Annotated in this window: 27 protein-coding genes; 15 read left to right on the forward strand and 12 right to left on the reverse strand. The window is 66.4% G+C overall.

The genetic code is table 11. The features are described 5' to 3' along the window. Positions 1 to 4: 4 nt before the first annotated feature. On the forward strand, positions 5 to 460 hold the full coding sequence (locus A5707_RS24225) for a glyoxalase superfamily protein (RefSeq protein ID WP_065016402.1): 456 nt from the start codon (positions 5 to 7) through the stop codon (positions 458 to 460). On the opposite strand, the gene dxs is transcribed toward A5707_RS24225, so the two are convergent. Then, positions 457 to 2370 carry a 1-deoxy-D-xylulose-5-phosphate synthase gene (dxs, locus tag A5707_RS20700; protein ID WP_065016303.1) on the reverse strand — a complete coding sequence of 638 codons (1914 nt, stop codon included), beginning with the start codon at positions 2368 to 2370 and terminating at the stop codon, positions 457 to 459. The genes A5707_RS24225 and dxs overlap by 4 nt on opposite strands. Before the next feature lie 81 nt (positions 2371 to 2451). On the opposite strand from dxs, the gene A5707_RS20705 reads away from it, so the two are divergent. Together A5707_RS20705 and A5707_RS20710 are read left to right on the forward strand one after the other, a co-directional pair. Further along, complete coding sequence (locus A5707_RS20705; RefSeq protein WP_065016304.1) at positions 2452 to 2895, forward strand: CBS domain-containing protein; 444 nt, start codon at positions 2452 to 2454, stop codon at positions 2893 to 2895. A gap of 100 nt (positions 2896 to 2995) precedes the next feature. Then, positions 2996 to 4285 carry an SLC13 family permease gene (locus A5707_RS20710; RefSeq protein WP_065016305.1) on the forward strand — a complete coding sequence of 430 codons (1290 nt, stop codon included), beginning with the start codon at positions 2996 to 2998 and terminating at the stop codon, positions 4283 to 4285. A 93-nt stretch (positions 4286 to 4378) separates the two neighbouring features. Here A5707_RS20710 and A5707_RS20715 read toward each other — a convergent pair whose 3' ends face one another. Together A5707_RS20715 and A5707_RS20720 are read right to left on the reverse strand one after the other, a co-directional pair. Further along, a complete protein-coding gene (locus A5707_RS20715) occupies positions 4379 to 5557 on the reverse strand; it encodes a class I SAM-dependent RNA methyltransferase (RefSeq protein ID WP_065016306.1) in 1179 nt (392 codons plus the stop codon). Continuing rightward, the gene (locus A5707_RS20720; protein WP_065016307.1) at positions 5554 to 7548 is read right to left on the reverse strand and encodes an APC family permease; all 1995 of its coding nucleotides are present in this window, start codon (positions 7546 to 7548) and stop codon (positions 5554 to 5556) included. The genes A5707_RS20715 and A5707_RS20720 overlap by 4 nt, the downstream gene beginning before the upstream one ends. Before the next feature lie 77 nt (positions 7549 to 7625). Between A5707_RS20720 and A5707_RS20725 the strand changes: the two genes are divergently transcribed. Next, a complete protein-coding gene (locus A5707_RS20725) occupies positions 7626 to 8291 on the forward strand; it encodes a potassium channel family protein (RefSeq protein WP_197495394.1) in 666 nt (221 codons plus the stop codon). Positions 8292 to 8391: 100 nt separating this feature from the next. Continuing rightward, a complete protein-coding gene (locus tag A5707_RS20730) occupies positions 8392 to 9054 on the forward strand; it encodes a potassium channel family protein (RefSeq protein ID WP_065016309.1) in 663 nt (220 codons plus the stop codon). Here the strand turns inward: A5707_RS20730 and A5707_RS20735 are convergent. After that, positions 9005 to 9673 (reverse strand): DUF3159 domain-containing protein, encoded by a 669-nt coding sequence (locus A5707_RS20735; protein ID WP_065016403.1) that lies wholly within the window; start codon positions 9671 to 9673, stop codon positions 9005 to 9007. The genes A5707_RS20730 and A5707_RS20735 overlap by 50 nt on opposite strands. 27 nt (positions 9674 to 9700) lie before the next feature. Continuing rightward, complete coding sequence (locus tag A5707_RS20740) at positions 9701 to 10072, reverse strand: OB-fold nucleic acid binding domain-containing protein (protein ID WP_065016310.1); 372 nt, start codon at positions 10070 to 10072, stop codon at positions 9701 to 9703. Between the two features lie 169 nt (positions 10073 to 10241). On the opposite strand from A5707_RS20740, the gene A5707_RS20745 reads away from it, so the two are divergent. Next, positions 10242 to 10940, forward strand: coding sequence for a hypothetical protein (locus A5707_RS20745; RefSeq protein WP_065016311.1), 699 nt, complete (start codon positions 10242 to 10244; stop codon positions 10938 to 10940). On the opposite strand, the gene A5707_RS20750 is transcribed toward A5707_RS20745, so the two are convergent. Together A5707_RS20750 and dut are read right to left on the reverse strand one after the other, a co-directional pair. Then, complete coding sequence (locus A5707_RS20750) at positions 10937 to 11677, reverse strand: DUF3710 domain-containing protein (RefSeq protein WP_065016312.1); 741 nt, start codon at positions 11675 to 11677, stop codon at positions 10937 to 10939. The genes A5707_RS20745 and A5707_RS20750 overlap by 4 nt on opposite strands. A 77-nt stretch (positions 11678 to 11754) precedes the next feature. Beyond that, a complete protein-coding gene (dut, locus tag A5707_RS20755; RefSeq protein WP_065016313.1) occupies positions 11755 to 12219 on the reverse strand; it encodes a dUTP diphosphatase in 465 nt (154 codons plus the stop codon). Positions 12220 to 12244: 25 nt separating this feature from the next. Here dut and A5707_RS20760 point away from each other — a divergent pair, with 25 nt between their 5' ends. Further along, positions 12245 to 12721 carry a DUF3093 domain-containing protein gene (locus tag A5707_RS20760; protein ID WP_065016314.1) on the forward strand — a complete coding sequence of 159 codons (477 nt, stop codon included), beginning with the start codon at positions 12245 to 12247 and terminating at the stop codon, positions 12719 to 12721. 10 nt (positions 12722 to 12731) lie between these two features. Here the strand turns inward: A5707_RS20760 and A5707_RS20765 are convergent, their stop codons facing one another. Beyond that, on the reverse strand, positions 12732 to 13034 hold the full coding sequence (locus A5707_RS20765; RefSeq protein WP_045382353.1) for a DUF4193 domain-containing protein: 303 nt from the start codon (positions 13032 to 13034) through the stop codon (positions 12732 to 12734). Between the two features lie 296 nt (positions 13035 to 13330). Here A5707_RS20765 and cei point away from each other — a divergent pair, with 296 nt between their 5' ends. Then, positions 13331 to 13981, forward strand: a complete 651-nt coding sequence (cei, locus tag A5707_RS20770) for an envelope integrity protein Cei (protein ID WP_065016315.1) — start codon at positions 13331 to 13333, stop codon at positions 13979 to 13981. A gap of 9 nt (positions 13982 to 13990) precedes the next feature. On the opposite strand, the gene A5707_RS20775 is transcribed toward cei, so the two are convergent. Continuing rightward, positions 13991 to 14866 carry an inositol monophosphatase family protein gene (locus A5707_RS20775; RefSeq protein WP_065016316.1) on the reverse strand — a complete coding sequence of 292 codons (876 nt, stop codon included), beginning with the start codon at positions 14864 to 14866 and terminating at the stop codon, positions 13991 to 13993. A 96-nt stretch (positions 14867 to 14962) separates the two neighbouring features. On the opposite strand from A5707_RS20775, the gene ppgK reads away from it, so the two are divergent. Both ppgK and A5707_RS20785 read left to right on the forward strand, forming a co-directional pair. Beyond that, complete coding sequence (ppgK, locus tag A5707_RS20780) at positions 14963 to 15772, forward strand: polyphosphate--glucose phosphotransferase (RefSeq protein ID WP_065016317.1); 810 nt, start codon at positions 14963 to 14965, stop codon at positions 15770 to 15772. Between the two features lie 190 nt (positions 15773 to 15962). Then, positions 15963 to 17552, forward strand: coding sequence for an RNA polymerase sigma factor (locus tag A5707_RS20785; RefSeq protein ID WP_065016318.1), 1590 nt, complete (start codon positions 15963 to 15965; stop codon positions 17550 to 17552). Positions 17553 to 17601: 49 nt separating this feature from the next. On the opposite strand, the gene A5707_RS20790 is transcribed toward A5707_RS20785, so the two are convergent. Further along, on the reverse strand, positions 17602 to 17961 hold the full coding sequence (locus A5707_RS20790; RefSeq protein WP_197495395.1) for a DUF952 domain-containing protein: 360 nt from the start codon (positions 17959 to 17961) through the stop codon (positions 17602 to 17604). Positions 17962 to 18097: 136 nt separating this feature from the next. On the opposite strand from A5707_RS20790, the gene A5707_RS20795 reads away from it, so the two are divergent. Both A5707_RS20795 and A5707_RS20800 read left to right on the forward strand, forming a co-directional pair. Further along, positions 18098 to 18292, forward strand: a complete 195-nt coding sequence (locus A5707_RS20795) for a DUF7455 domain-containing protein (RefSeq protein WP_065016319.1) — start codon at positions 18098 to 18100, stop codon at positions 18290 to 18292. Between the two features lie 63 nt (positions 18293 to 18355). Further along, positions 18356 to 19336 carry a YihY/virulence factor BrkB family protein gene (locus tag A5707_RS20800; RefSeq protein ID WP_065016320.1) on the forward strand — a complete coding sequence of 327 codons (981 nt, stop codon included), beginning with the start codon at positions 18356 to 18358 and terminating at the stop codon, positions 19334 to 19336. On the opposite strand, the gene A5707_RS20805 is transcribed toward A5707_RS20800, so the two are convergent. Beyond that, positions 19323 to 19562: a DUF3039 domain-containing protein gene (locus tag A5707_RS20805; protein WP_065016405.1), complete on the reverse strand. Its 240-nt coding sequence runs from the start codon at positions 19560 to 19562 to the stop codon at positions 19323 to 19325. The genes A5707_RS20800 and A5707_RS20805 overlap by 14 nt on opposite strands. A 102-nt stretch (positions 19563 to 19664) precedes the next feature. On the opposite strand from A5707_RS20805, the gene A5707_RS20810 reads away from it, so the two are divergent. From A5707_RS20810 to A5707_RS20820, 3 genes are all read left to right on the forward strand, one after another. After that, positions 19665 to 20069 carry a DUF3099 domain-containing protein gene (locus A5707_RS20810; RefSeq protein WP_065016321.1) on the forward strand — a complete coding sequence of 135 codons (405 nt, stop codon included), beginning with the start codon at positions 19665 to 19667 and terminating at the stop codon, positions 20067 to 20069. A 118-nt stretch (positions 20070 to 20187) separates the two neighbouring features. Next, positions 20188 to 21174: a sigma-70 family RNA polymerase sigma factor SigB gene (gene sigB, locus A5707_RS20815; protein WP_065016322.1), complete on the forward strand. Its 987-nt coding sequence runs from the start codon at positions 20188 to 20190 to the stop codon at positions 21172 to 21174. 149 nt (positions 21175 to 21323) lie between these two features. After that, a complete protein-coding gene (locus A5707_RS20820) occupies positions 21324 to 22016 on the forward strand; it encodes a metal-dependent transcriptional regulator (RefSeq protein ID WP_065016323.1) in 693 nt (230 codons plus the stop codon). Positions 22017 to 22031: 15 nt separating this feature from the next. Here A5707_RS20820 and A5707_RS20825 read toward each other — a convergent pair whose 3' ends face one another. Continuing rightward, complete coding sequence (locus tag A5707_RS20825; protein WP_065016324.1) at positions 22032 to 23090, reverse strand: DUF4192 domain-containing protein; 1059 nt, start codon at positions 23088 to 23090, stop codon at positions 22032 to 22034. Positions 23091 to 23217 lie beyond the last annotated feature (127 nt).

Raw genomic sequence — 23217 nt, forward strand, 5'->3', positions numbered from 1 at the left:
GCAAATGAGCTGCTCCCGGCCGGATATCGGACCGCCGGTGCCGCTGCTGCGGATCTTCGACGTCGCCGGCGCGCTGGAGTTCTACTGTGATTACCTCGGTTTTCGCCGCGACTGGGAACATCGCTTCGAGCCCGACCTGCCCGCCTATATCCAGGTGAGCAGGTCGGATGTGGTGCTGCACCTCACTGAGCACTACGGCGACGGCAGTCCCAACACCGTGCTGTGGATTCCGGTCGGTGACGTCGACGCGCTGCACGCCGAGCTGATCGGCCGGCGTCACGGTTACTCCAGGCCGGGGATCGAGAACGACGCCCCCGGCGGGCCGACGATGACCGTCGTTGATCCGTTCGGCAACCAGTTGAGGTTCTGCCAGCGCGCCGGCGACGTCGAAGATCCGCAGCAGCGGCACCGGCGGTCCGATATCCGGCCGGGAGCAGCTCATTTGCAGCGTCAGACCTAGTCCAGGTGCTCGCGGATCTCGGCCTCGGTGACCGAGCTGCCCAACGCCGCCACCCAGCCCGTGATCTGGCGTGCCACGTCCTGATCGGTCAGGCCCACCTCGGCGAGGACCTCGCCACGGGAGGCGTGGTCGAAGAATTGCTGCGGCAGCCCGACGTCGCGGCACGGCACGTCGATCTCCGCGCGCCGCAACGCCGCCGAGACCGCCGAACCGACCCCGCCGGCCACACCGTTGTCCTCCAGCGTGACGACGAGCTTGTGGGCCACCGCCAAGTCGCGCACCACATCAGAAACCGGCAGCACCCACCGCGGGTCGATCACCGTCACGCCGATGCCCTGGTTACGCAGCCGCTCGGCCACCGTCAATGCCATCGACGCAAAAGCCCCGACCGCCACCAGCAGCACGTCGTGGTTCAGCCCCTCGGTCGGCAGCGCGAGCACATCGATCCCTGAGCGCCGCTCGACGGCCGGAATGTCCTCGCCCACATCCCCTTTGGGGAACCTGATGGCAGTGGGACCGTCGTCGACGTCGAGGGCTTCGCCCAGTTCTTCGCGCAGCCGGACGGCGTCTCGGGGTGCGGCCACCCGGATACCGGGCACGATGCCCAGCATCGACAGATCCCACATCCCGTTGTGGCTGGCGCCGTCGGGACCGGTGACCCCGGCCCGGTCGAGCACCATCGTGACGGGCAGCTTGTGCAGTGCCACGTCCATCATGATCTGGTCGAACGCCCGGTTGAGGAACGTCGAGTAGATCGCTACCACCGGGTGCAAGCCGCCCATGGCCAGACCGGCCGCCGAGGTAATCGCGTGCTGCTCGGCGATGCCGACGTCGAACAACCGGTCGGGGAAACGCTGCCCGAACGCCGTCAGCCCGGTGGGGCCCGGCATGGCCGCGGTGATCGCGACCACGTCGCGGCGTTTGGCGCCCAACTCGATCAGCGCCTCGGAGAACGCTGCCGTCCAGCCCGGTCCCGGCACCTTCGTGGCCAACCCGGTCACCGGGTCGATGACGCCGCAGGAATGCATCTGTTCGGCCTCATCGGCCTCGGCCGGCCCGTAGCCGTGCCCCTTGCCGGTGGCGACGTGCACAAGGACCGGGCCGCCGAACCCGCGGGCGCTGCGCAGCGCCGTCTCCACGGCATGTTCGTCGTGACCGTCGACCGGCCCGACATACTTCAGCCCGAGGTCGGTGAACAGCAATTGCGGCGACAACGCGTCCTTGACGCCAGCTTTGACGCTGTGCATGAAGTGGTAGACCAACTCGCCGATGACGGGCATGCCGCGCACGGTGGCGCGGCCCCGGTTCAGCAGTTGCTCATACTTCGGCTGCAGCCGCAGCGCGGCCAGGTGATTGGCGAGGCCGCCGAAGGTCGGAGCGTAGCTGCGGCCGTTGTCGTTGACGACGACGATCACCGGGCGGCGTGCTGCGGCGATATTGTTCAGCGCCTCCCAGCACATCCCACCGGTGAGCGCGCCGTCGCCCACCACCGCGACGACGTGCCGGTTGCGGTGCCCGGCCAGCTCGAAGGCCTTGGCCAGCCCGTCGGCGTACGACAGGGCGGCACTGGCGTGGCTGGACTCCACCCAGTCGTGCTCGCTTTCGGCGCGGGACGGATAACCCGACAGCCCGCCTTTTTTGCGCAGCGTCTCGAAGTCGGCAGCCCGGCCGGTCAGCATCTTGTGCACGTAAGCCTGGTGACCGGTGTCGAAGACGATCGGATCGTGCGGCGAGTCGAACACCCGATGCAGCGCCAGCGTCAGCTCGACGACGCCGAGGTTAGGCCCCAGATGCCCCCCGGTGGCCGCGACCTTGTGGATCAAAAACTCACGAATCTCGTGAGCCAGATCGCGCAATTCCAACTGGGAAAGGTGCTGCAGATCAGCGGGCCCGCGGATCTGTTCAAGCATCCCGCCATCCTACGCACGCCAGCGCCTGCTCTCCCGGCGTGCGGCGCGCCGAGGCGGCCCGAAACGACGTACGGTCGTGGTGTGCACGCCGAGGAGATCGCCGAAGAGTTTCCGGTGGTAACCATCGACTCCGACGCGCTGGAGGTGGCCCGGCTGCTGGCCGAGCATCGACTGCCCGGCATCGTGGTCACCGACACCGACGGTAGGCCCTATGCCGTGCTGCCGGCCTCGCAGGTGGTCCGCTTCATCGTGCCGCGGTATGTACAGGACGACCCGTCGCTGGCCGGGGTGCTCAACGAATCCATGGCCGACCGCGCGGCCGACAAGCTGGGCGGCAAAACCGTCGGTGACGTATTGCCGGACCACCTGCTCAAGGTGCCGGCCGCCAACGCCGACGACACGATCATCGAGGTGGCCACCACGATGGCGCGGCTGCGAAGCCCGCTGATCGCGGTCGTCAAAGACGGCGAGTTGCACGGGGTGATCACCGCATCGCGGTTGCTGGCCGCAGCGCTGCAACACTGAGGCGACCCGCCGACTGATAGCGTGAGCACCGGTGTGCCGGGAAGCCTGGTCGGCGTGAGATGTCCTGCGACCGGGAGTGCACTATGGGCGCCGCCAACCGATGACTGTCATTGCGATCACGGTATTCGCGCTCGCCTATGCGCTTATCGCCAGTGACCGCGTCAACAAGACACTGGTAGCGCTCGCCGGCGCGGGAGTCATCGTCGCGCTGCCGGTGATCAGCTCCGACGACATCTTCTACTCCCGGGAAACCGGAATCGACTGGGATGTCATCTTTCTGCTGCTCGGCATGATGATCATCGTCAGCATCCTGCGGCAGACCGGCGTTTTCGAATACATCGCGATCTGGTCGGCCAAGCGCGCAAATGGCTCGCCGTTGCGCATCATGATTCTGCTGGTATTGGTGACGGCGTTCGCCTCTGCACTGCTGGACAACGTCACCACCGTGTTGTTGATCGCACCGGTGACGCTGTTGGTCTGCGATCGGCTGGCGATCAACGCCGCGCCGTTCCTTCTGGCCGAGGTGTTCGCGTCGAACATCGGTGGCGCCGCGACCCTGGTCGGCGACCCGCCCAACATCATCATCGCCAGCCGCGCCGGCTTGTCGTTCAACGCGTTCCTGGCGCACATGACGCCGATCGTTCTCATAGTCACCGCGGTGTTCATCGTCCTGCTGCCGCTGCTGTTTCGGGGCTCGTTCACGGTGGATGCGCAGCGAGTCGCCGACGTGATGTCGCTGGAGGAACGCGAAGCCATTCGCGACCCGGCGCTGCTGACCAAATGCGGCGTGGTGCTGGCCGCCGTCTTCGCCGCGTTCGTCGCGCATACCCCGCTGCACGTGGAGCCCTCGACGGTGGCGCTGTTGGGCGCCGGTGTGCTGGTGGTGATCTCGGGGTTGGAGCGCTCCGACTACCTGTCCAATGTCGAGTGGGAGACCCTGCTGTTCTTCGCCGGGTTGTTCGTCATGGTCGGCGCGCTGGTGAAGACCGGCGTGGTCGAGGATCTGGCCCGCGCGGCCACTGAGGCGACCGGCGGCAACGCGTTGCTGACCGTGATGCTGATCCTGGGGGTGTCGGCGCCGGTGTCCGGGATCATCGACAACATTCCCTACGTCGCCACGATGACGCCGATCGTCGCCGGGCTGGCCGCGGCCATGCCGGATCAGCCCCACCCCGACGCGTTGTGGTGGGCGCTGGCGTTGGGGGCCGACTTCGGTGGCAACCTGACCGCGGTGGGCGCCAGCGCCAACGTCGTCATGCTCGGCATCGCCCGCCGCGCTGACAATCCGATCTCGTTCTGGGAGTTCACTCGCAAGGGCCTGGTCGTGACCACGATGTCGGTCGCGCTCTCGGCGCTCTATTTGTGGTTGCGCTATTTCGTGTTCGGGTGACGGCGTAACTTCCACCGCGAACGTGCGTGTTTGTACGCCGACGCGCCGCTGAATCCGGCATTCTATGCACCCTCGCGGCCAACCCGTTCGCCGTCAGCGGGTCAGTAGCGCGGCGCACTCGACGTGGTGGGTCAGCGGGAACGAATCGAACACGCGGATCTTCTCGACGGCGTAGCCGTGGCCTCGGTACAAGCCAATGTCGCGCGCGAAAGACGCTGCCTCACAGCCGATGTGCACCACTCGAGGCACATCGGCGCCAGCCAGCAGGTCGATGACGTCGCGGCCCGCGCCTGCACGCGGCGGATCCAGCACCGCCACGTCGGCGCGGGTCGGTTGTGTGGCCACCGCCCGGCGCACCGAATCGTTGACCACACTGATGTGGGGCAGGTCGGATAACGCGGCTCGGGCGGCGCGCGATGCTGCCCGGGAGGTGTCGACGCTCACCACCCGCCCCGACTCACCCACCGCCTCCCCCAGCACGGCTGCGAAAACGCCTGCGCCGCCGTAGAGATCCCACGCGGTCTGGCCGGCACCGAGCTGCGCCCAGTCGGCGACCAACGAGCTGTAGAACCGCGCTGCGTCGCGGTGGGCCTGCCAGAACGCGGTGACCGGCACCTTCCAGCCGCGCTCACCGGCCCGCTGCACGGCCTGGTAGCTGCCCTCGACCACATCGGTCGCGGTGCGCCGGCCCTGCCGTGCGGTGCACACCACATGACGCTGCGCATCGTCGTCAACGGCCACATGCAGTTGCGCGGCCGGCGGCCAACTCGCGGCGGCCAGACCGTCGACCATCCCGGGAATCAGCTGCGCACAACGAATATCGGTGATTACCTCGTCGCTGCGGTAACGATGAAAACCGGCGTGACCGTCGGCGTCCACCGCCAGCCGGACCCTTGTGCGCCACCCCGTCGGGCCGGTCGCCGAAAGCGCTTCGGCCGCACCGCACCACTGCTGATCGCCCAGGCGCGCCAGCTGATTGGCCACCACCTCACCCTTGAGCACCCGCGCGGCCTCCGGTTCGGCGAATGCCAAATCGCAACAACCGGCCCCGTCGACCCCGGCGATCGGGCACAAGGACGCGATCCGGTGCTGCGAAGCCTCCAGCACCTCGATGGTCTCGGCGTGCCAGTAGGAACCCCGCTCGGCGGTGACCCGCACCCGAACCCGCTCACCCGGCAGCGCATAACGGACGAACACCACCCGACCGTCATGCCGGGCCACACAGCTGCCTCCGTTCGCCGGCGCACCGACCGTCAGCGTGAGCTCGGTCAATCGAAGATTCCCCGCCGAGCGTCTCCGGGAGCGATGTGCGGCTGCAACGTCTTGAGCCGCTCCGACGAAGACAGTTGCCATGGAACAGAAGTCACCATCACGCCCGGCATGAACAGCAACCGCCCTTTGAGCCGCAACGCACTCTGGTTGTGCAGCACCTGTTCCCACCAATGGCCCACGACATACTCCGGAATGAACACGGTCACCACAGTGCGCGGCGACTCCTTGCTGACTCGCTTGACGTACTCGAGCACCGGGCGAGTGACCTCGCGGTAGGGCGAGGCGATCACCTTGAGCGGCACACTGATATCGCTGCCCTCCCATTTGCTGACCAGCTCACGCGTTTCGACGTCGTCGACGCTGACCGTGACGGCCTCCAAAACGTCGGGACGTGTTGCCCGCGCATAGGCCAGTGCCCGCAGAGTCGGCAGATGCAATTTCGACACCAGCACCAGGGCGTGGTTGCGGCTGGGCAACACCACACCCTCGTTCTCGGCGGCCTGCTGCTGCAGTTCCCGGCTGACCGCGTCGTAGTGCTTGCGGATCAACTTCATGACCAAGAACAGCGCAGTCATTGCGACGACCGCGATCCAGGCGCCGGCGGCGAACTTGGTGACCACCACGACGCACAGCACCGTTCCGGTGGAAACCAGGCCGATCGTGTTGACCACCCGTGAGCGCATCATCTTGCGCCGGGCCGCTGGCTCAGTTTCGTTGCGCAGCAACCGCGTCCAGTGCCGCACCATGCCGATCTGGCTGAGCGTGAAGGACCAGAACACCCCGACGATGTAGAGCTGGATCAGGGCAGTCACCTGCGCGCGGAACAGGATGATCGCGGCCAGAGCCGCCGCGGACAAGAACAAAATGCCGTTGGAGAAAGCCAACCGGTCACCGCGGGTGTGCAGCTGGCGCGGCAGATAGCTGTGTTGGGCGAGCACCGAACCCAACACGGGGAAGCCGTTGAATGCGGTATTGGCCGCCAGCACCAAGATGAGCGCGGTCACCACGGTGATGAGCAGGAAACCGATCTGAAAGCTGCCGAACACCGCTTGGGCAATTTGGGCGACGAGGGTTTTCTGTTGGTAGTTCTCGGGGGTACCGATCAGTTGACGCGCCGGATCGTCGACGATCTTGACCCCGGTCTTGTCGGCCAGCACGACGATGCCCATCAGCAGGCTGACCGCGATCATGCCCAGCATCAGCAGAGTCGTTGCGGCGTTGCGTGACTTCGGCTTCCGGAATGCCGGCACCCCGTTGCTGATCGCCTCCACACCGGTCAAGGCCGCGCACCCTGAGGAAAACGACCGGGCGACCAGGAAAACCAGTGCGAATCCGACGATCTGGCCGTGTTCGGCGCGCATGTCGAAACCGGCTGATTCGGCCTGTAGTGGATCGCCGAGCACGTAAATCCGGAACAGCCCCCAAACCAGCATGATGCCGAGACCGATGATGAACGCGTAGGTGGGAATGGCGAACGCCACCCCGGACTCGCGGACACCACGCAGGTTCATCGCCATTACCAACAGAATCGCGATGACGCAGAACAGCACTTTGTGATCGGCGATGAACGGAATCGCCGAGCCGATGTTCGACATGGCCGACGCCGTCGAAACAGCAACGGTCAGAACGTAATCCACCATCAGCGCGGCGGCAACGGTCAAGCCCGCATTCGCGCCCAAGTTAGTGGTGACCACTTCATAGTCACCGCCGCCGGACGGGTAGGCGTGCACGTTCTGCCGGTAGCTGGCCACCACGATCAACATGACCGCCGCCACCGCCAGCCCGATCCACGGTGTCAGCGAATACGCCGCCAGGCCGGCCACTGACAGCATGAGAAAGACTTCCTCGGGGGCGTACGCCACCGAGGACAGCGCATCCGAGGCGAACACCGGCAGCGCGACCCGCTTCGGCAGCAGGGTATGGCTCAGCCGGTCGCTGCGAAACGGCCGACCCAGCACCAACCGGCGCGCGGCCGTCGAAAGTTTGGACACGAGAGCCAAGAGTAAGCCCACCGGCGATTGGCGGTAGCGTTCCGTAGACGAGCAGAACGCAGCCGAAAGGACCTCAGGTGCGGGTAGTGGTGATGGGGTGCGGCCGGGTCGGGTCTTCGGTGGCCGACGGCCTGTCCCGGATCGGCCACGATGTCGCGGTCATCGACCGTGACGGGACTGCCTTCAACCGGCTCAGCCCGGATTTCGCCGGTGAGCGGGTCTTGGGCCTGGGTTTCGACCGTGATGTGCTGCTGCGGGCGGGCATCGAGGAGACTGACGCCTTTGCCGCGGTGTCATCCGGTGACAACTCCAACATCATCTCGGCGCGGCTGGCCCGGGAAACCTTCGGCGTACAGCGCGTGGTGGCACGGATCTACGACGCCAAACGCGCGGCGGTCTACGAGCGGCTCGGCATCCCCACGATCGCCACCGTGCCGTGGACTACCGATCGCCTCCTCAACGCGCTCACCCGGGAGACCGAAACCAGCAAGTGGCGCGACCCGACCGGCACCGTCGCCGTCGTCGAAGTGGTGTTGCACGAGGACTGGGTGGGACATCGGCTCACCGATCTGGAAACCGCGACGGGCGCCCGGGTGGCGTTCTTGATCCGGTTCGGCAGCGGATTGCTGCCCGAACCGAAGACGGTCATTCAGGCCGGCGATCAGGTCTATGTGGCCGCGATCTCCGGGCGCGCCGCCGAGGCGGTGGCGATCGCCGCTCTGCCGCCGAGCGAAGAGTTATGAAGCGCGTCGACGACGAAGACGCCGGCGGAGTTGGCGTTGAAAACGACGACATAACTCGGGGTTGTGGGGGTCCCCCCGCTCGCGGGGGAGAGTGGCGCAAATGAAGGTCGCGATTGCCGGCGCCGGCGCGGTGGGCCGCTCGATCGCGCGGGAACTCATCGAAAGTGGCCACGAAGTCAGCCTGATCGAGCGCAACCCCGAACACCTCGATGTCGATGCCATCCCCGCTGCGCACTGGCGGCTGGGCGATGCGTGCGAGTTGAGTCTGCTGGAATCGATCCACCTCGAGGACTTCGACGTCGTCATCGCCGCTACCGGTGACGACAAGGCCAACGTGGTCTTGAGCCTGCTGGCCAAAACCGAGTTCGCGGTACCGCGGGTGGTGGCCAGGGTCAACGATCCGCGCAATGAATGGCTTTTCACCGACGCCTGGGGCGTCGACGTCGCGGTGTCCACCCCGCGGATGCTGGCCTCCCTGGTCGAAGAGGCCGTCGCCGTCGGAGATCTGGTGCGGCTGATGGAATTCCGTAAGGGCCAGGCCAACCTCGTCGAGATCACGTTGCCCGACGACACACCGTGGGGCGGCAAGCCGGTACGAAAACTGGACCTGCCGCGTGATGCGGCGCTGGTGACGATCCTGCGCGGGCCGCGAGTCATCGTCCCGCAGGGCGACGAACCGCTGGAGGGCGGCGACGAGTTGTTGTTCGTCGCCGTTACTGAGGTGGAGGCGGAGCTGCGCCAGCTGCTTCTGCCCGCACACTGACCAGAACGGGACTGGCTGCGCGCTGCGCCGCCTTGATCGCCAGATAGGTCACCACGGCAGCCACAGCGGTCAGCGGCAAGCCCATTGCGATCCGGGCGACGCCCAACCAGCCGGTCTCGTCGGCGTCGTAAAGCAACCGCTGCACCACAAAACGGGCCCCGAAGACCAGCACCCAGGTCAGGGTCGCGAGATCGAAGGCGTAGACGGCGCGACGCACATCACGCCAGCTGCGGTCGTCGCCGGCCCACCAGCTCCACAAGTAGCCCACAACGGGTCGGCGGATCAGCACGGACACCGCGAAGACTGTCGCCCACACCAGCGACACCCAGATGCCCAGCAGGAAATAACCCTTGGACTCCCCGAGCGCGTAGGCGATTGCCGCACAGATCACAACGCCGATGAACCCGGAGACCGCCGGTCGGGTGGACTCCCCCCGGACCAGTCGCCACAGCAGGATGAGGGCGGCCACCACCAGCGCCGCGCCGGTGGCCTGCACCACCCCCGACACGCCGGACACGATGACGAACACCACGACAGGCAGCGAAGAATAGACCATTCCGCTCACACCGCCCAGGTGTGCCATCACCCGTTCGGCGCCGCCGGTGCGGTTATCTGCCATCGTCATCCCCGCCCGTCGCGTCGCATCTCAGCGCTGAATTTCGTAATGCGGGTTGTAGATCGCCTTGGTGCCGTTGTCCAACTTGCCCAGGCGGCCCCGCACTCGCAGCATGCGGCCCAAGTCGATGCCCGGAATACGGCGCTGCCCCAGCCACACCAGCGTGACGGTGTCGGTGCCGTCGAACAACTCCGCGCGAACCCCACCCGCGCAGCCCTTGGCGTTGGCTTCCACGCTGCGCAGCGTGCCCACCATCGTGACCTCTTGGCCGCGACGGCAGTCAATCGCGCGCTGTGCGCCGGTGTTGGTTGCCTCGTCGGACAACTCCTCGACGTCGCGCTGCTCGGGGTCCTCTGTCAAGCGCCGAGTGAGCCGGCGCAGTAAGCCTTCGGGCGTCGCCATCACCTCTTCTGATCACTTCGATCGCTTCCCGCGGGAACCAATCCGCGTATGGCGGCCGAAACCAAACCCTGCTATACCAACGGACACCGTAGACCCGTTGGTTCCTCAACGCCACGCAGCGCCTGGGGTGTCGGATGGATACCCCGCGGATGCCAGGCAATATCAACCTGTGACCGTCGACTTGAGCGGTGTGCCGGCCGTCGTGCTGCCCGGCACCGGATCCGACGACGACTACATCCGGCGGGCCTTCAGCGGCCCGTTACGTGCCGCCGGGGCGCTGATGGTGACGCCGCCCCCGGAGCCGGCTGGCCTGGTGCGGGGATACCTCGCTGCCTTGGACGACGCGGCGCGCGGCGGGCCGATCGCCGTCGGCGGTGTTTCGATCGGCGCCGCCGTGGCCGCCGCATGGGCACTGGCGCATGCCGATCGCGCAGTAGCGGTGCTGGCCGCGCTGCCCGCCTGGGCGGGTGCACCCGACGATGCGCCGGCCGCGCACGCGGCGCGGCATTCCGCGCAGCAACTCCGCCGCGAAGGCCTGGCCGCGACGACGGCGCAGATGCGTGGATCCAGCCCGCCGTGGCTAGGCGACGAGCTTGCCCGCTCCTGGCTGGGCCAGTGGCCCCAACTGCCCGACGCCATGGACGAGGCGGCGGCCTACGTCGCACCAACCTGTACAGAGCTCGCGGGTCTGGCGGCCCCCCTGGCGGTGGCGGCGGCCATCGACGACCCGATCCATCCGCTCGAGGTCGGCGAGCAATGGGCGGCCGCGGCGCCGCGAGCCGCCTTGCGCACCGTGACGCTGGAGCAGATTGGCGCCGACCCCGCTGCGCTGGGCGCCGCCTGTGTGGCGGCGCTGGGGGCCGTTTAGCCTCCGGTGCTGGTGCTGCGCAATTGCTGCATGGCTGACCCCTGGGCGCTGCGCCGGGCAGCCGGTTCCGGGTCATCTTGCTGCGCGGCCGCTTGTTGGGCGGCGGCCTCCCGCAGCTGCGCTGCCATCGGCTCGGGCAACTGAATGGCCAGCGGTGTCCGGACCGGTAGCGGCGTATCGCCGCGACGGACGACGGTGTCCGCCAACGCTTCCCGCGCTTCCTCGGTCAGCGCGTTGATGGTCTCGTGCGTACCGTTGACCACGCAGCGGATCATCCAGCGGTAGCCGTCGACTCCGATGAACCGCACCTCGCCGGCCGCACTGCCGACCACTTCCCGGCCCCAAGGACCGTCCTGAATGCTTACTTTGGCGCCGTCTTTGCGCAGTGAATCAGCGAGCTCGGTGGCCACTTCCCGCCACAACCCGGCCGTCTTGGGCGCTGCATAGGCAGCGATGGTGAACCGGCCGTTGACCGTCACTACCCAGACCGCGCTCGGGACGCCGGTGTCGGTGAGCTCGACTTGCAACTGACCGTCCCCGGGCATCGGGATCAGCACCGAGCCGAGATCCAGGCGGGCCACTTCGGCTGCCGCCGGATCGTCGAAATCCTCGATGTCGAACGGGCCGTCGAGTTCGACGTCAGATTCGGCTGCCGCCGTCGGCTCCGGTTTTTGCACCGGGACCGCCACCTCCGCCTCGGCCGGTTCATCGTGGGGTTTGCGTTTACCGAATGCCATTACAAGCGCCGCTCTCTCCCGCAACCGGGAGGTACCCCCACCTCATTGCACTCTCCCCTCAGCATCCTCGCCCGTGCTCACAAACTCGCATGCCCGCCGGAGGAGCCGTGACCGCCGTCGCCGCGGGAGGTGCCGGCCAGGCCGGCCTCGTCGAACGACGCCACCTCCATCAGTTCGACCAACTCCACTCGTTGCACCAGCAGCTGGGCGATGCGGTCGCCGCGGTGCAGCAGAATCGGAGCCGCAGGATCGAGATTGATCAACGCGACCTTGATCTCCCCGCGATAGCCGGCGTCGATGGTCCCGGGACTATTGACGATCGAAAGTCCCGCTCGCGCAGCTAGTCCGGAACGGGGATGCACCAGCCCGACCATTCCGAACGGGATAGCCACTGCGATGCCGGTGCGCACCAAAGCGCGCTGACCGGGTGCCAATTCGACGTCTTCGGCGCTGTAGAGGTCGACACCGGCGTCACCCTCGTGAGCGCGACTGGGCAGTGGAAGCTCCGGATCGAGGCGGACGATCGCCAGACTGGTCGACACGGGGGCACAGACTACCCTTGACCGCGTGTCGGGTACGCGCGTCGCGCCGCAAAGTGTGCGGTATCGCGAACATTTATGGGTGCCATGGTGGTGGTGGCCGATGGGTTTCGCCGCGGCAGCTCTCATTGCATTGGAGGTCAACCACGGCGTGCCCACGCTGCCCGACTGGTTACCGTTTGCGGTTCTGTTCGCGGTGGCCGCCGGAGCGTTGCTGTGGCTGGGTCGAATGGAGATTCGGGTCACCGCGACCGACGACAGCGTCGAGCTGTGGGCCGGTGAGGCACATCTGCCTGTCACCGCGATCGCCCGTTCCGCGGAGATCCCGCGCTCAGCCAAGTCGGCGGCGTTAGGGCGCCAGCTCGATCCGGCCGCCTATGTCCTGCATCGCGGCTGGGTCGGCCCCATGGTGTTGGTCGTTCTCGACGACCCCGACGACCCGACGCCGTATTGGTTGGTGAGCTGCCGGCACCCGCAGCGGGTGTTGTCAGCATTGCGGAGCTGACCCAACCCGCTCAGGCCGCGCAGTCGGTACAGATCATCACGCCGTTCTTCTCGCTGGCCAGCCGACTGCGGTGTTGCACCAGAAAGCAGCTCGAGCAGGTGAACTCGTCAGCTTGCTTGGGAACAACCCGAACTGACAGCTCTTCGCCGGACAAGTCGGCGCCAGGCAGTTCGAACGACTCAGCGGACTCGGATTCATCAACGTCAACCACAGCCGACGCCGCTTCGTTGCGCCGCGCTTTGAGCTCCTCTAACGAATCCTCGGAAACGTCATCCGTCTCGGTGCGCCGTGGGGCGTCATAGTCGGTAGCCATCGGCCTTTCCCCTCGCTCCCCTCATAAACCCTGCAAGCAACGCTTTGTACCAGCGTCGAACGCATCCGCCAAACGATTCGTGCCCGTAACCCGGTCTGTTCAAGTGTGATTTACGTCACACACCTATCTTGACCGCGCTATCTCGTTCTAAACATCACATTGCGATCGCCGCTCGCCTCGACGGCGGCGACCCACCGCGCCCGGCTACGCCGCGCTTGTGATCGCCGCTAGCCTCGACGGCGGCGACCCACCGCGCCCGGCTACGCCGCGCTTGTGATCGCCGCTAGAGTGCTCCCGTGGTCGCGCAAATCACCCAAGGCACCGCGTTCGACAAACATGGTCGCCCCTTTCGCCGCCGCAACATCCGGCCCGCTATGTTCCTGCTGGCTTTTCTGGTGGTGGCAACCGGCTTCATCTGGACCATTGCGCTGACCCGTCCATCCGACGTCCATGAGGTCGCGATCTGCAATCCCCCACCGCAGCAGACCGATCCGGCGCAACCGCGGCTGGGTGAGCCGGTCCCGTACAGCACAATGATCAACGTCACCCCGGCCAAATTGGCCGATACCAAGATTCGGGTGCTCAACGCCAGCGGGCGCGGCGGTCAGGCCGGCGACGTGGCGGGCGCGCTACGCGACCTGGGCTTCGCCCAGCCGACCGCCGCCAACGACCCGATCTATGCCAACACCCGACTGGCCTGCCAGGGCCAGATCCGCTTCGGCGAGGTCGGCCAGGCTGCGGCGGCCGCCCTGTGGGTGGTAGCGCCATGCACCGAGTTGTTCCGCGACGACCGCGCCGACGACTCTGTCGATCTGGCATTGGGCACCGACTTCACCGCCTTGGCCCACAGCGATGACATCGAAGCGGTGCTCGCCGGTTTACGGCCAGGGCCCGGTGAACCGCCAGATCCCGCGCTGCTGTCGAAGATCCACGCCAACAGCTGCTGATCGCAGATCTCAGTCTTGGATCGGCGCCAGGCCACCGAATCGGTCGAGCGCAGCGAGCAATTCGTCCGCGACCCCCGGCGCGGCCGCCATCACCAGCCCGGCGCTGCCGGCTGACGCGCCCGGTTCCGGCAGCAGCACCCGGGCGCCGGCCTCGGCGGCGATCAACGCTCCGGCCGCGCAATCCCACACGTGGAGCCCATGCTCGTAGTAAGCGTCCAACCGGCCCGCCGCGACCATGCACAAATCCAATGCGGCAGAACCGATGCGGCGCACATCGCGCACCACCGGCAGCATCCGGTCCACCAGCGCAGCCTGGGCTGTGCGGCGCCGCCTGGAATAGCCAAACCCGGTGCCCAGCAGCGCCATCGACAAATCGTCGACGGCAGTGCACCGCAGCCGACGGGTGCCCTGCCGGTCGGTCAGGTGCGCCCCGAGCCCGATGCCGGCCGAATACACCTGAGCACCGACGACGTCGGCGACCGCGCCGGCGACCGACACGCCGTCGACCTGCGCGGCCACCGAGACCGCGTAGGCCGGGATGCCGTAGACGAAGTTCACCGTGCCGTCGATCGGATCCAGTACCCAGGTGACCGTGTCGGCACAGCTGGGGGCCGGGTCGGCCGGCCCGCCGCCTTCCTCACCGAGAATGGGATCGCCGGATCGCAGCTGCGACAGTCGATCACGCAGCAATCGCTCGGTTTCGGTGTCAACGACGGTCACTGGGTCCGTCGGGGTGGACTTGGTCTGCACCGCTTCGCCGGCCGAGGCATTCGCGTCGGCGCCGAACACTTCCGCACGACGACGGCGCACGAACTCGGCCGCTTCGACAGCCAGTGCTTCGGCCACCGAACGCAGCTGAGCAGGGCTGTTGTCAGGTGTCGTCACCGCTCTATCGCATCACAATCGTCGCTGGCCCACCCCCGCGGCAGGGTCATCCCCATTAGGGTGTGGGCGACAGCCACGTCCCGCCGAGGAGATCCGATGACCAATAGCGACTCGACCACGGCTTCGTCTGCAACCGATGGGACCGGCGCTACGCCGCAGCGGCGCGGCTTCGGCGTCGATGTGGGCGGCAGCGGGATCAAGGGCGGGATCGTCGATCTGGACACCGGCGAGCTCATCGGCGACCGGTTCAAGCTGCCCACACCACAGCCGGCCACCCCGTCGGCCGTCGCGAAGACTATCGCCGCCGTGGTCAACGAATTCGGCTGGTCGGGCCCGCTGGGGGTGACCTATCCCGGTGTCGTCACCGAGGGCGTCGTGCAGACCGCGGCGAATGTGGACAAGGCGTGGATCGGGACCAACGCACGCGACGTGATCGCCGGCGAGTTGGACGGCCAGGAAATCGTCGTCCTCAACGACGCAGATGCGGCCGGGCTGGCCGAGGAGCGATACGGCGCGGGCAAGGACAAAACCGGCGTGGTGGTGCTGCTCACATTCGGCACCGGAATCGGGTCGGCGGTCATCCACAACGGGATATTGCTGCCCAACACCGAATTCGGCCACCTGGAGGTCGGGGGCAAAGAAGCCGAACACCGCGCCGCATCGTCGGTACGGGACAAACACGGCTGGAGCTATAAGAAATGGGCGAAACAGGTGACGAAAGTACTGGTCGCTTTCGAGAACGCTTTCTGGCCGGATTTGTTCATCGCCGGCGGCGGAATCAGCCGCAAAGCTGACAAATGGGTGCCATTACTCGAGAACCGGACACCCGTCGTTGCCGCCGCCCTGCAGAACACAGCGGGAATCGTCGGCGCGGCGATGGCGGCGACCAGCGACGTCACCCACTGAATTGCGCGCTCCGGGCGGTGTGGCCGCACTCGGTCGTTACACTGGTCACCGGCAGCCGCCCAACCCATAGCGGCGAGCATCCAAGCTGATATCAAGACCGACATCCGACATAGCCGACACTTTCGGTAACGCACGCCCAGGAGCACCGAAGGCTCGGCTTGACGGACTGAGTCCTACCGAAGGGGTTTACGTGGCAGCGACCAAGGCAAGCCCGGCCACCGACGAGCCGGTTAAGCGCTCCGCTACCAAGTCCCCCGCCAAAGCCGGGACGAAGCGACCCGCGGCCAAATCCGCAAACGGCGCCGCCCCCGCCAAACGGGCCACCAAGACAACAACTCGCGCCAGCAAGGCGCCGGCCAAAGCCGCCAAAGCGGGCGCGGCCAACGGGGCTGACACGGCCAAGAAGAGCCGCACTGCGGCCAAAAGCGCCGCTGCCAAGGCCTCGCCGGCGGGTGGCCGCGCGAAGAAGACGACGTCACCCAAGGACGCCCCAAAGGATCGCGACGTCGTTACCGACGACGCGGTCGATGAAGACCTCGACACCGAGCCCGAACTCGACGGGGAGCCGGGTGAGGATCTCGAGATCGACGCCGCCGACCTGAACCTCGACGACCTCGAGGAGGACGTGTCGTCCGACGGCGACGAAGAAGACAGTGACGACGACGACGCCGAACTCGAGCAAGCCGAAACCGACGACGCGCCGGCCGCCTCGGCCAAGAAGGCACCCGCTGACAGCTCCACCGACGACGACGAGGAAATTGCTGAGCCCAGCGAAAAGGACAAGGCCTCAGGCGATTTCGTCTGGGATGAGGACGAGTCCGAGGCGTTGCGTCAGGCGCGCAAGGATGCCGAGCTCACCGCGTCGGCGGACTCGGTACGCGCATACCTCAAACAGATCGGCAAAGTAGCGCTGCTCAACGCCGAAGAAGAGGTGGAGCTTGCCAAGCGAATTGAGGCCGGGCTCTACGCGACTCAGCTGATGAGCGAGTTGGCCGAACGCGGCGAGAAACTGCCTGCGGCCCAGCGACGTGACATGGCATGGATCTGCCGGGACGGCGACCGAGCGAAAAACCATCTGCTGGAAGCTAATCTGCGTCTGGTGGTGTCGCTGGCCAAGCGTTACACCGGTCGGGGCATGGCTTTTCTCGACTTGATCCAGGAAGGCAACCTGGGTCTGATCCGCGCGGTCGAAAAGTTCGACTACACCAAGGGTTACAAGTTCTCCACTTACGCGACGTGGTGGATCCGGCAGGCGATCACCCGCGCGATGGCCGACCAGGCGCGCACCATCCGCATCCCGGTCCACATGGTCGAGGTGATCAACAAGCTGGGCCGCATCCAGCGTGAGCTGCTGCAGGACCTGGGCCGTGAGCCCAGCCCGGAGGAGCTCGCCAAGGAAATGGACATCACGCCGGAGAAGGTGCTGGAGATCCAGCAGTACGCTCGCGAGCCGATCTCACTGGACCAGACGATCGGCGACGAGGGCGACAGTCAACTCGGCGACTTCATCGAGGACAGCGAAGCGGTCGTCGCCGTCGACGCGGTGTCGTTCACTTTGCTGCAGGATCAGCTGCAGTCGGTATTGGAGACGTTGTCGGAGCGCGAGGCCGGCGTGGTGCGGCTGCGCTTCGGGCTCACCGACGGCCAGCCGCGGACCCTCGACGAAATCGGACAGGTCTACGGGGTCACCCGGGAGCGCATCCGCCAGATCGAATCCAAGACGATGTCGAAGTTGCGCCACCCCAGCCGGTCTCAAGTTCTGCGCGACTACCTCGACTGAGCACGCCCGACGATCCGGGCCGCAAGCCAAGCGGCGGACGCCAAAGCGCTTACGCGGACTCCGGAGCCGCCGGGAAGGTGCCGTCGGGGCCAGGACGATAGTCGGTGACATTGAACACAGCACCGACCGGAAGTGATCCGTACAGATGCGGGAACAGCATCGACTCGGGGTCCGTTGCTACTCCCGGTTCCCAAAGCACCGGTGCATCCAACCGGGCCGGATCGATGTGCAGCAGTACCAGGTCGACGCGTCCACTGAAGAGACGGTTGGCCGGTAGATGTACCTGGCCAGGTGTCGACAGATGGATGAAACCGGAGCCGTCGGGCCGGTGCAGGCCACCGCGAGTCTGGGCAGCAGACCACTGGTCGGCTGAACAGAGGTGGACCAGCACCGCGGGATCGGGGTTCACACGACCACCCTGCCCGAGGTGCAACTCGGTGTAACCGGCAGGGCGTGAGAAACGACACAGCGGGTAACCACTCGGGGAAGAAGGCCAAACGCCCCGACATCTGAGACAGTGGAGATAGGCCAGAAACGGAGTAGCCATGAACGCGACACTGACCAGTCCGGAGTTGACTAGGGCTGATCGCTGCGACCGGTGCGGTGCGGCCGCCCGGGTGCGCGCCACGCTGCCCTCTGGCGCCGAACTACTGTTCTGCCAGCATCACGCGAATGAGCACGAAGCGAAGTTGGTCGAGTTGGCCGCGGTGCTGCACGTTAGCGCCCCTCTGGAGTCTTGAGGCACAACTCACCCCTCGGCAATCCGGACGGCATGACAGCTCGTCAGGAATGCTGGGTTGGTCATGAGTGATCAACGCGCAAAGCCGTCGAGACATCACATCTGGCGTGTGACACGTCGGACGCTGTCGAAAAGCTGGGACGATTCCATCTTTTCCGAGTCGGCGCAGGCGGCGTTCTGGTCAGCGCTGTCGTTGCCGCCGTTGCTGCTGGGCATGTTGGGCAGCCTGGCCTATGTGGCGCCGCTGTTCGGTCCCGACACCTTGCCGGTCATCGAGCACCGCCTAGTGACGCTGGCGCACAGCTTCTTCTCCGAGAACGTCGTCAACGAGATCATCAAGCCGACGATCAGCGACATCGACAAGGGCGCGCGCGGTGAGGTGGTGTCGTTGGGCTTCGTGATCTCGTTGTGGGCCGGATCGTCGGCGATCTCGGCGTTCGTCGATGCGGTGGTCGAAGCCCATGACCAGACCCCGCTGCGTCACCCGGTGCGGCAGCGACTGTTCGCCCTGTTGCTATATGTCGCGATGCTGCTGTTCGTCATCGCAACTGCCCCACTTTTGGTGCGCGGCGAGTGGAAGGTGGCGCAGTTCATCCCCGACAGCTGGCTGGACATCGGCTATTACCCGGCGCTGATCACCGGGTTGATGGTCGCGGTGATGATCCTGTATCGGGTGGCGCTGCCCGAGGCGCTGCCGACCCATCGACTGGTGCTGGGCGCAGTGCTGGCGACCGTGGTCTTTTTGATCGCCACCCTGGGCTTGCGGATCTATCTGAGCTGGATCACCGCCACCGGCTACACGTACGGCGCGCTGGCTACACCGATCGCGTTTTTGTTATTCGCCTTCTTCGGCGGCTTCGCGATCATGCTGGGCGCCGAACTCAATGCCGCCATCCAGGAGGAGTGGCCGGCACCGGTGACCCATGCTCATCGGTTGCGGCGCTGGCTGAAAGCCCGGGCGCAGAACGGCGTCGGCGACGATGCCGAGGGCGCCGACGATGAGGATTCGGGCTGTGTCAGCGGCGAACGGGTCAGCTCTTCTTGAGCTGTTCGTAGATCCGCTTGCAGTCCGGACACACCGGCGACCCCGGCTTGGCCGATCGAGTCACCGGGAACACTTCCCCGCACAGCGCGACGACATGAGTACCCATCACCGCGCTCTCGGCGATCTTGTCTTTTTTGACGTAATGAAAATATTTCGGGGTGTCGCTGTCGGTCCCGTCGTCGACGCGTTCGTCGGTCTCGGTGCGTTCGATCGTCTGGGTCTGCATGCGTTTCATTGTGCCGGAAACCGGTCGGTGAGCCGACCCTGAGCCCGCCTCGCGGCAGCATGCGCCTGTGCCCGACTGAGCCGAATGTGGGACAGTGGATAGATGAAGCACGGCTCCGAGCTGGGTTTCGACGACGACGGTCGGCCGGTGCTCATCACTGCAGCCGCACCCTCCTATGAGGTGCAGCATCGTCAGCGGGTACGCAAGTACCTGACGTTGATGGCATTCCGGATCCCTGCCCTGGTGCTGGCTGCCCTCGCTTACGGTGCGTGGCACAACGGGTTGATTTCGCTGCTGATTCTCGTCGCGTCAATTCCGTTGCCGTGGATGGCGGTGCTGATCGCCAATGACCGGCCGCCGCGCCGCGCTGACGAACCCCGCCGTTTCGATCCTTCGCACCGGCATACCCCGCTGTTCCCGACCGCCGAGCGTCCCGCGCTCGAACGAGACATTCGTCCAGCGCCCCAACCCGAATCACGGGGTCCGGCCGCCGACAGTTCCGAATAGCCGCCACCCGGCGGCACTTCTCAGCACATTCTCAGGGCGTCGGCACATTAGCGCACGTCAACGGGTGTGAGATCGCCGCCCGGTGGGAACTCTTGTCACGGGTTAGTCGTTGGACCACATGACAGTTCAAGCCGATCAGGAGGCCGCAATGGCAAATGCCACCACCCGGGTTGACAGCGATCTGGACGCTCAGAGTCCCGCCGCGGACTTGGTGCGCGTGTATCTGAACGGCATCGGCAAGACAGCGTTGCTCAACGCCGCCGACGAAGTCGAACTCGCCAAGCGCATCGAGGCCGGGCTCTACGCTCAGCATCTGCTGGACACCCGCAAGCGCCTCGGCGAAAAGCGCAAGCGTGATCTGGCCACCGTGGTGCGCGACGGCGAAGCCGCCCGCCGGCATCTGCTGGAAGCCAACCTGCGCCTGGTGGTTTCGTTGGCCAAGCGCTACACCGGTCGCGGCATGCCGCTGCTGGACCTTATCCAGGAGGGCAACCTGGGGCTGATCCGTGCGATGGAGAAGTTCGACTACTCAAAGGGATTCAAGTTCTCGACGTATGCCACCTGGTGGATCCGCCAAGCGATCACCCGCGGTATGGCCGACCAGAGTCGCACGATCCGCCTGCCGGTTCATCTGGTGGAGCAGGTGAACAAACTGGCCCGGATCAAGCGGGAAATGCACCAGAACCTCGGTCGGGAAGCCACCGACGAGGAACTGGCCGCGGAGTCGGGAATCCCGGTCGACAAGATCAACGACTTGCTCGAGCACAGCCGCGATCCGGTCAGCCTTGACATGCCGGTCGGCTCCGAGGAGGAGGCCCCGCTGGGCGACTTCATCGAAGACGCCGAAGCGATGTCCGCGGAGAATGCCGTCATCGCCGAGTTGCTGCACACCGACATTCGCAGCGTGCTGGCCACGCTCGACGAACGTGAGCACCAGGTGATCCGGTTGCGCTTCGGCCTCGACGACGGCCAGCCCCGCACGCTCGACCAGATCGGCAAGCTGTTCGGGTTGTCGCGCGAGCGGGTGCGCCAGATCGAACGCGAGGTGATGGCCAAGCTCCGCAACGGCGAGCGCGCCGACCGGTTGCGGTCGTACGCCAGCTAAGACTTGCCACGGGGTATGCCCGCCGCGTTGCGGCGGGCATACTGCTGCCGTGGGCGCGGTTACCACTAATGCCCCCGGACCGTGGGTGTGTGTTAGCAGACCATTCACGCAGCTGGGCCAGTAGACTCAGGTGCAACGAAGGGTGCGGAATGAACGACCTGGTTGATACCACTGAGATGTATTTGCGGACCATTTACGACCTCGAAGAAGAGGGCGTAACCCCGCTGCGTGCCCGGATCGCCGAGCGGCTCGACCAGAGTGGACCTACCGTCAGCCAGACGGTGTCGCGGATGGAACGCGACGGACTGCTGCATGTCGCCGGTGATCGGCACCTGGAGCTGACCGACAAGGGCCGGGCGCTGGCGATCGCCGTGATGCGCAAGCACCGGCTGGCCGAACGCCTGCTGGTCGACGTGATCGGATTGCCGTGGGAGGACGTGCACGCCGAGGCTTGCCGGTGGGAGCACGTCATGAGCGAAGACGTTGAGCGCCGGCTTGTGCAGGTGCTCAACAACCCGACGACATCGCCGTTCGGCAACCCCATTCCCGGGCTGTTGGACCTTGGCGTGGGACCCGGGTTCGGCGCCGAAGAGGCCAACCTGGTGCGGCTGACCGAGCTGCCGGGCGGGTCGCCAGTCGCTGTAGTCGTCCGGCAACTCACCGAGCATGTCCAAGGCGACATCGACCTGATCACCCGCCTCAAAGACGCCGGCGTCGTCCCCAATGCACGGGTGACCGTCGAGACCAACCCGGCCGGCGGCGTGACCATCGTGATCCCGGGCCACGAAAACGTCAGCCTGCCCCACGAGATGGCCCACGCCGTCAAGGTCGAAAAGGTCTGACCCGCCACTCAGGGCCTAGACCGCACGCTGGCCGAACGATCGACGCGGCGGCAGCCGCACACCGAGGCGCATGGCCAGCCGGTATCCGGTCAGCGCGAGGTCCCGAATGCGTTCGGGTCGCAGTCCCGACTGCAACGCGGTGTCCAGCATGCCCGCCATCCGGTGTGTCGGGTGACACCGCAGCGCAGCCTCCAGCGACACCCCGGCTAGCGGCCCGTCGCCGCGCGCATACGCGCTGAACGCGAGCAGCACCAGCGCTTCGACCCGCCAGCGCTCAGGTAGCTCACGCGAGAGCAGCGCCCACAGCGACTCGGCCTCACCGGCGTGGTCCCCCACTGCCAGGGCATACAGCGTGTCGCGAACGCGCACATCCTCCAGGGCGCAGCCGAGCTTGGCCAGCTCCACCTCCGAAAGCGGTTGCCCGTCGGCCACCCGCGCGGCGGCGGCCATCGCATCTTCAACATCGCGACGGCTGCACCCGTCGGGGTCCGCGCGATGTGCCGCCTCGCGGGAGCGGGCGTATCGGTCCAACGCAGCGGCAAGCTCGGCGCTACCGGCCCGGTCGTCGGCGGCGATGACGGCCTGCAGGTCGGCCCGTCGCGCATACAGGCGTCGGCCGTCCAGGACGGCGGCCACGGCCAGCGGCGACGACGACGGGTCGTCAACCGTGCCGGCGGAGCCACACCCGTCGACACAATGCCAGCGGCCGCCGGGCGCCACCTGATCGACGACGTGGGCGGCCCACAACAGGATGCCGTGGCTGGACAACTCCTGCGTGAGCGTCGTGCACAACTCGCGGTATTCCTCGTTGCACACCGGACACGATGCTCCCTCAGAGTCGACGATCACCGCGATCGCGGCCTCCGGGTCAGCTGCCGCAGCAACCTCGGCGAGGTGCCCCAAACGCTGCGCCAGCGGAGCGGATAGGTCGACGCGCATCACCGAACCCAGCTCGCCGCCGTCGACGGACACCAACACCAGTGATTTCTCCGGCACAAATCCCAAAACCGCGGGCAGTGCGGCGATCAACGCGCCCGGCCGGTTCAATTCAAAGTCGTTTCGATGCTTGGTCATGAGTCGACGCTGTCAATGCCGGCCGTCAACGGTTGGCGGGCAACCGCGGCCGGACCGGTGTGCTGTGGATGAAGTCACGACTGTTGGCCGGTTCGCCGTGCGGCGGCCGGGAAACCGGCGTAGACCT

Origin of the sequence: Mycobacterium kyorinense (genome assembly GCF_001672775.1) — a bacterium.
Lineage (GTDB): Bacteria > Actinomycetota > Actinomycetes > Mycobacteriales > Mycobacteriaceae > Mycobacterium > Mycobacterium kyorinense_A.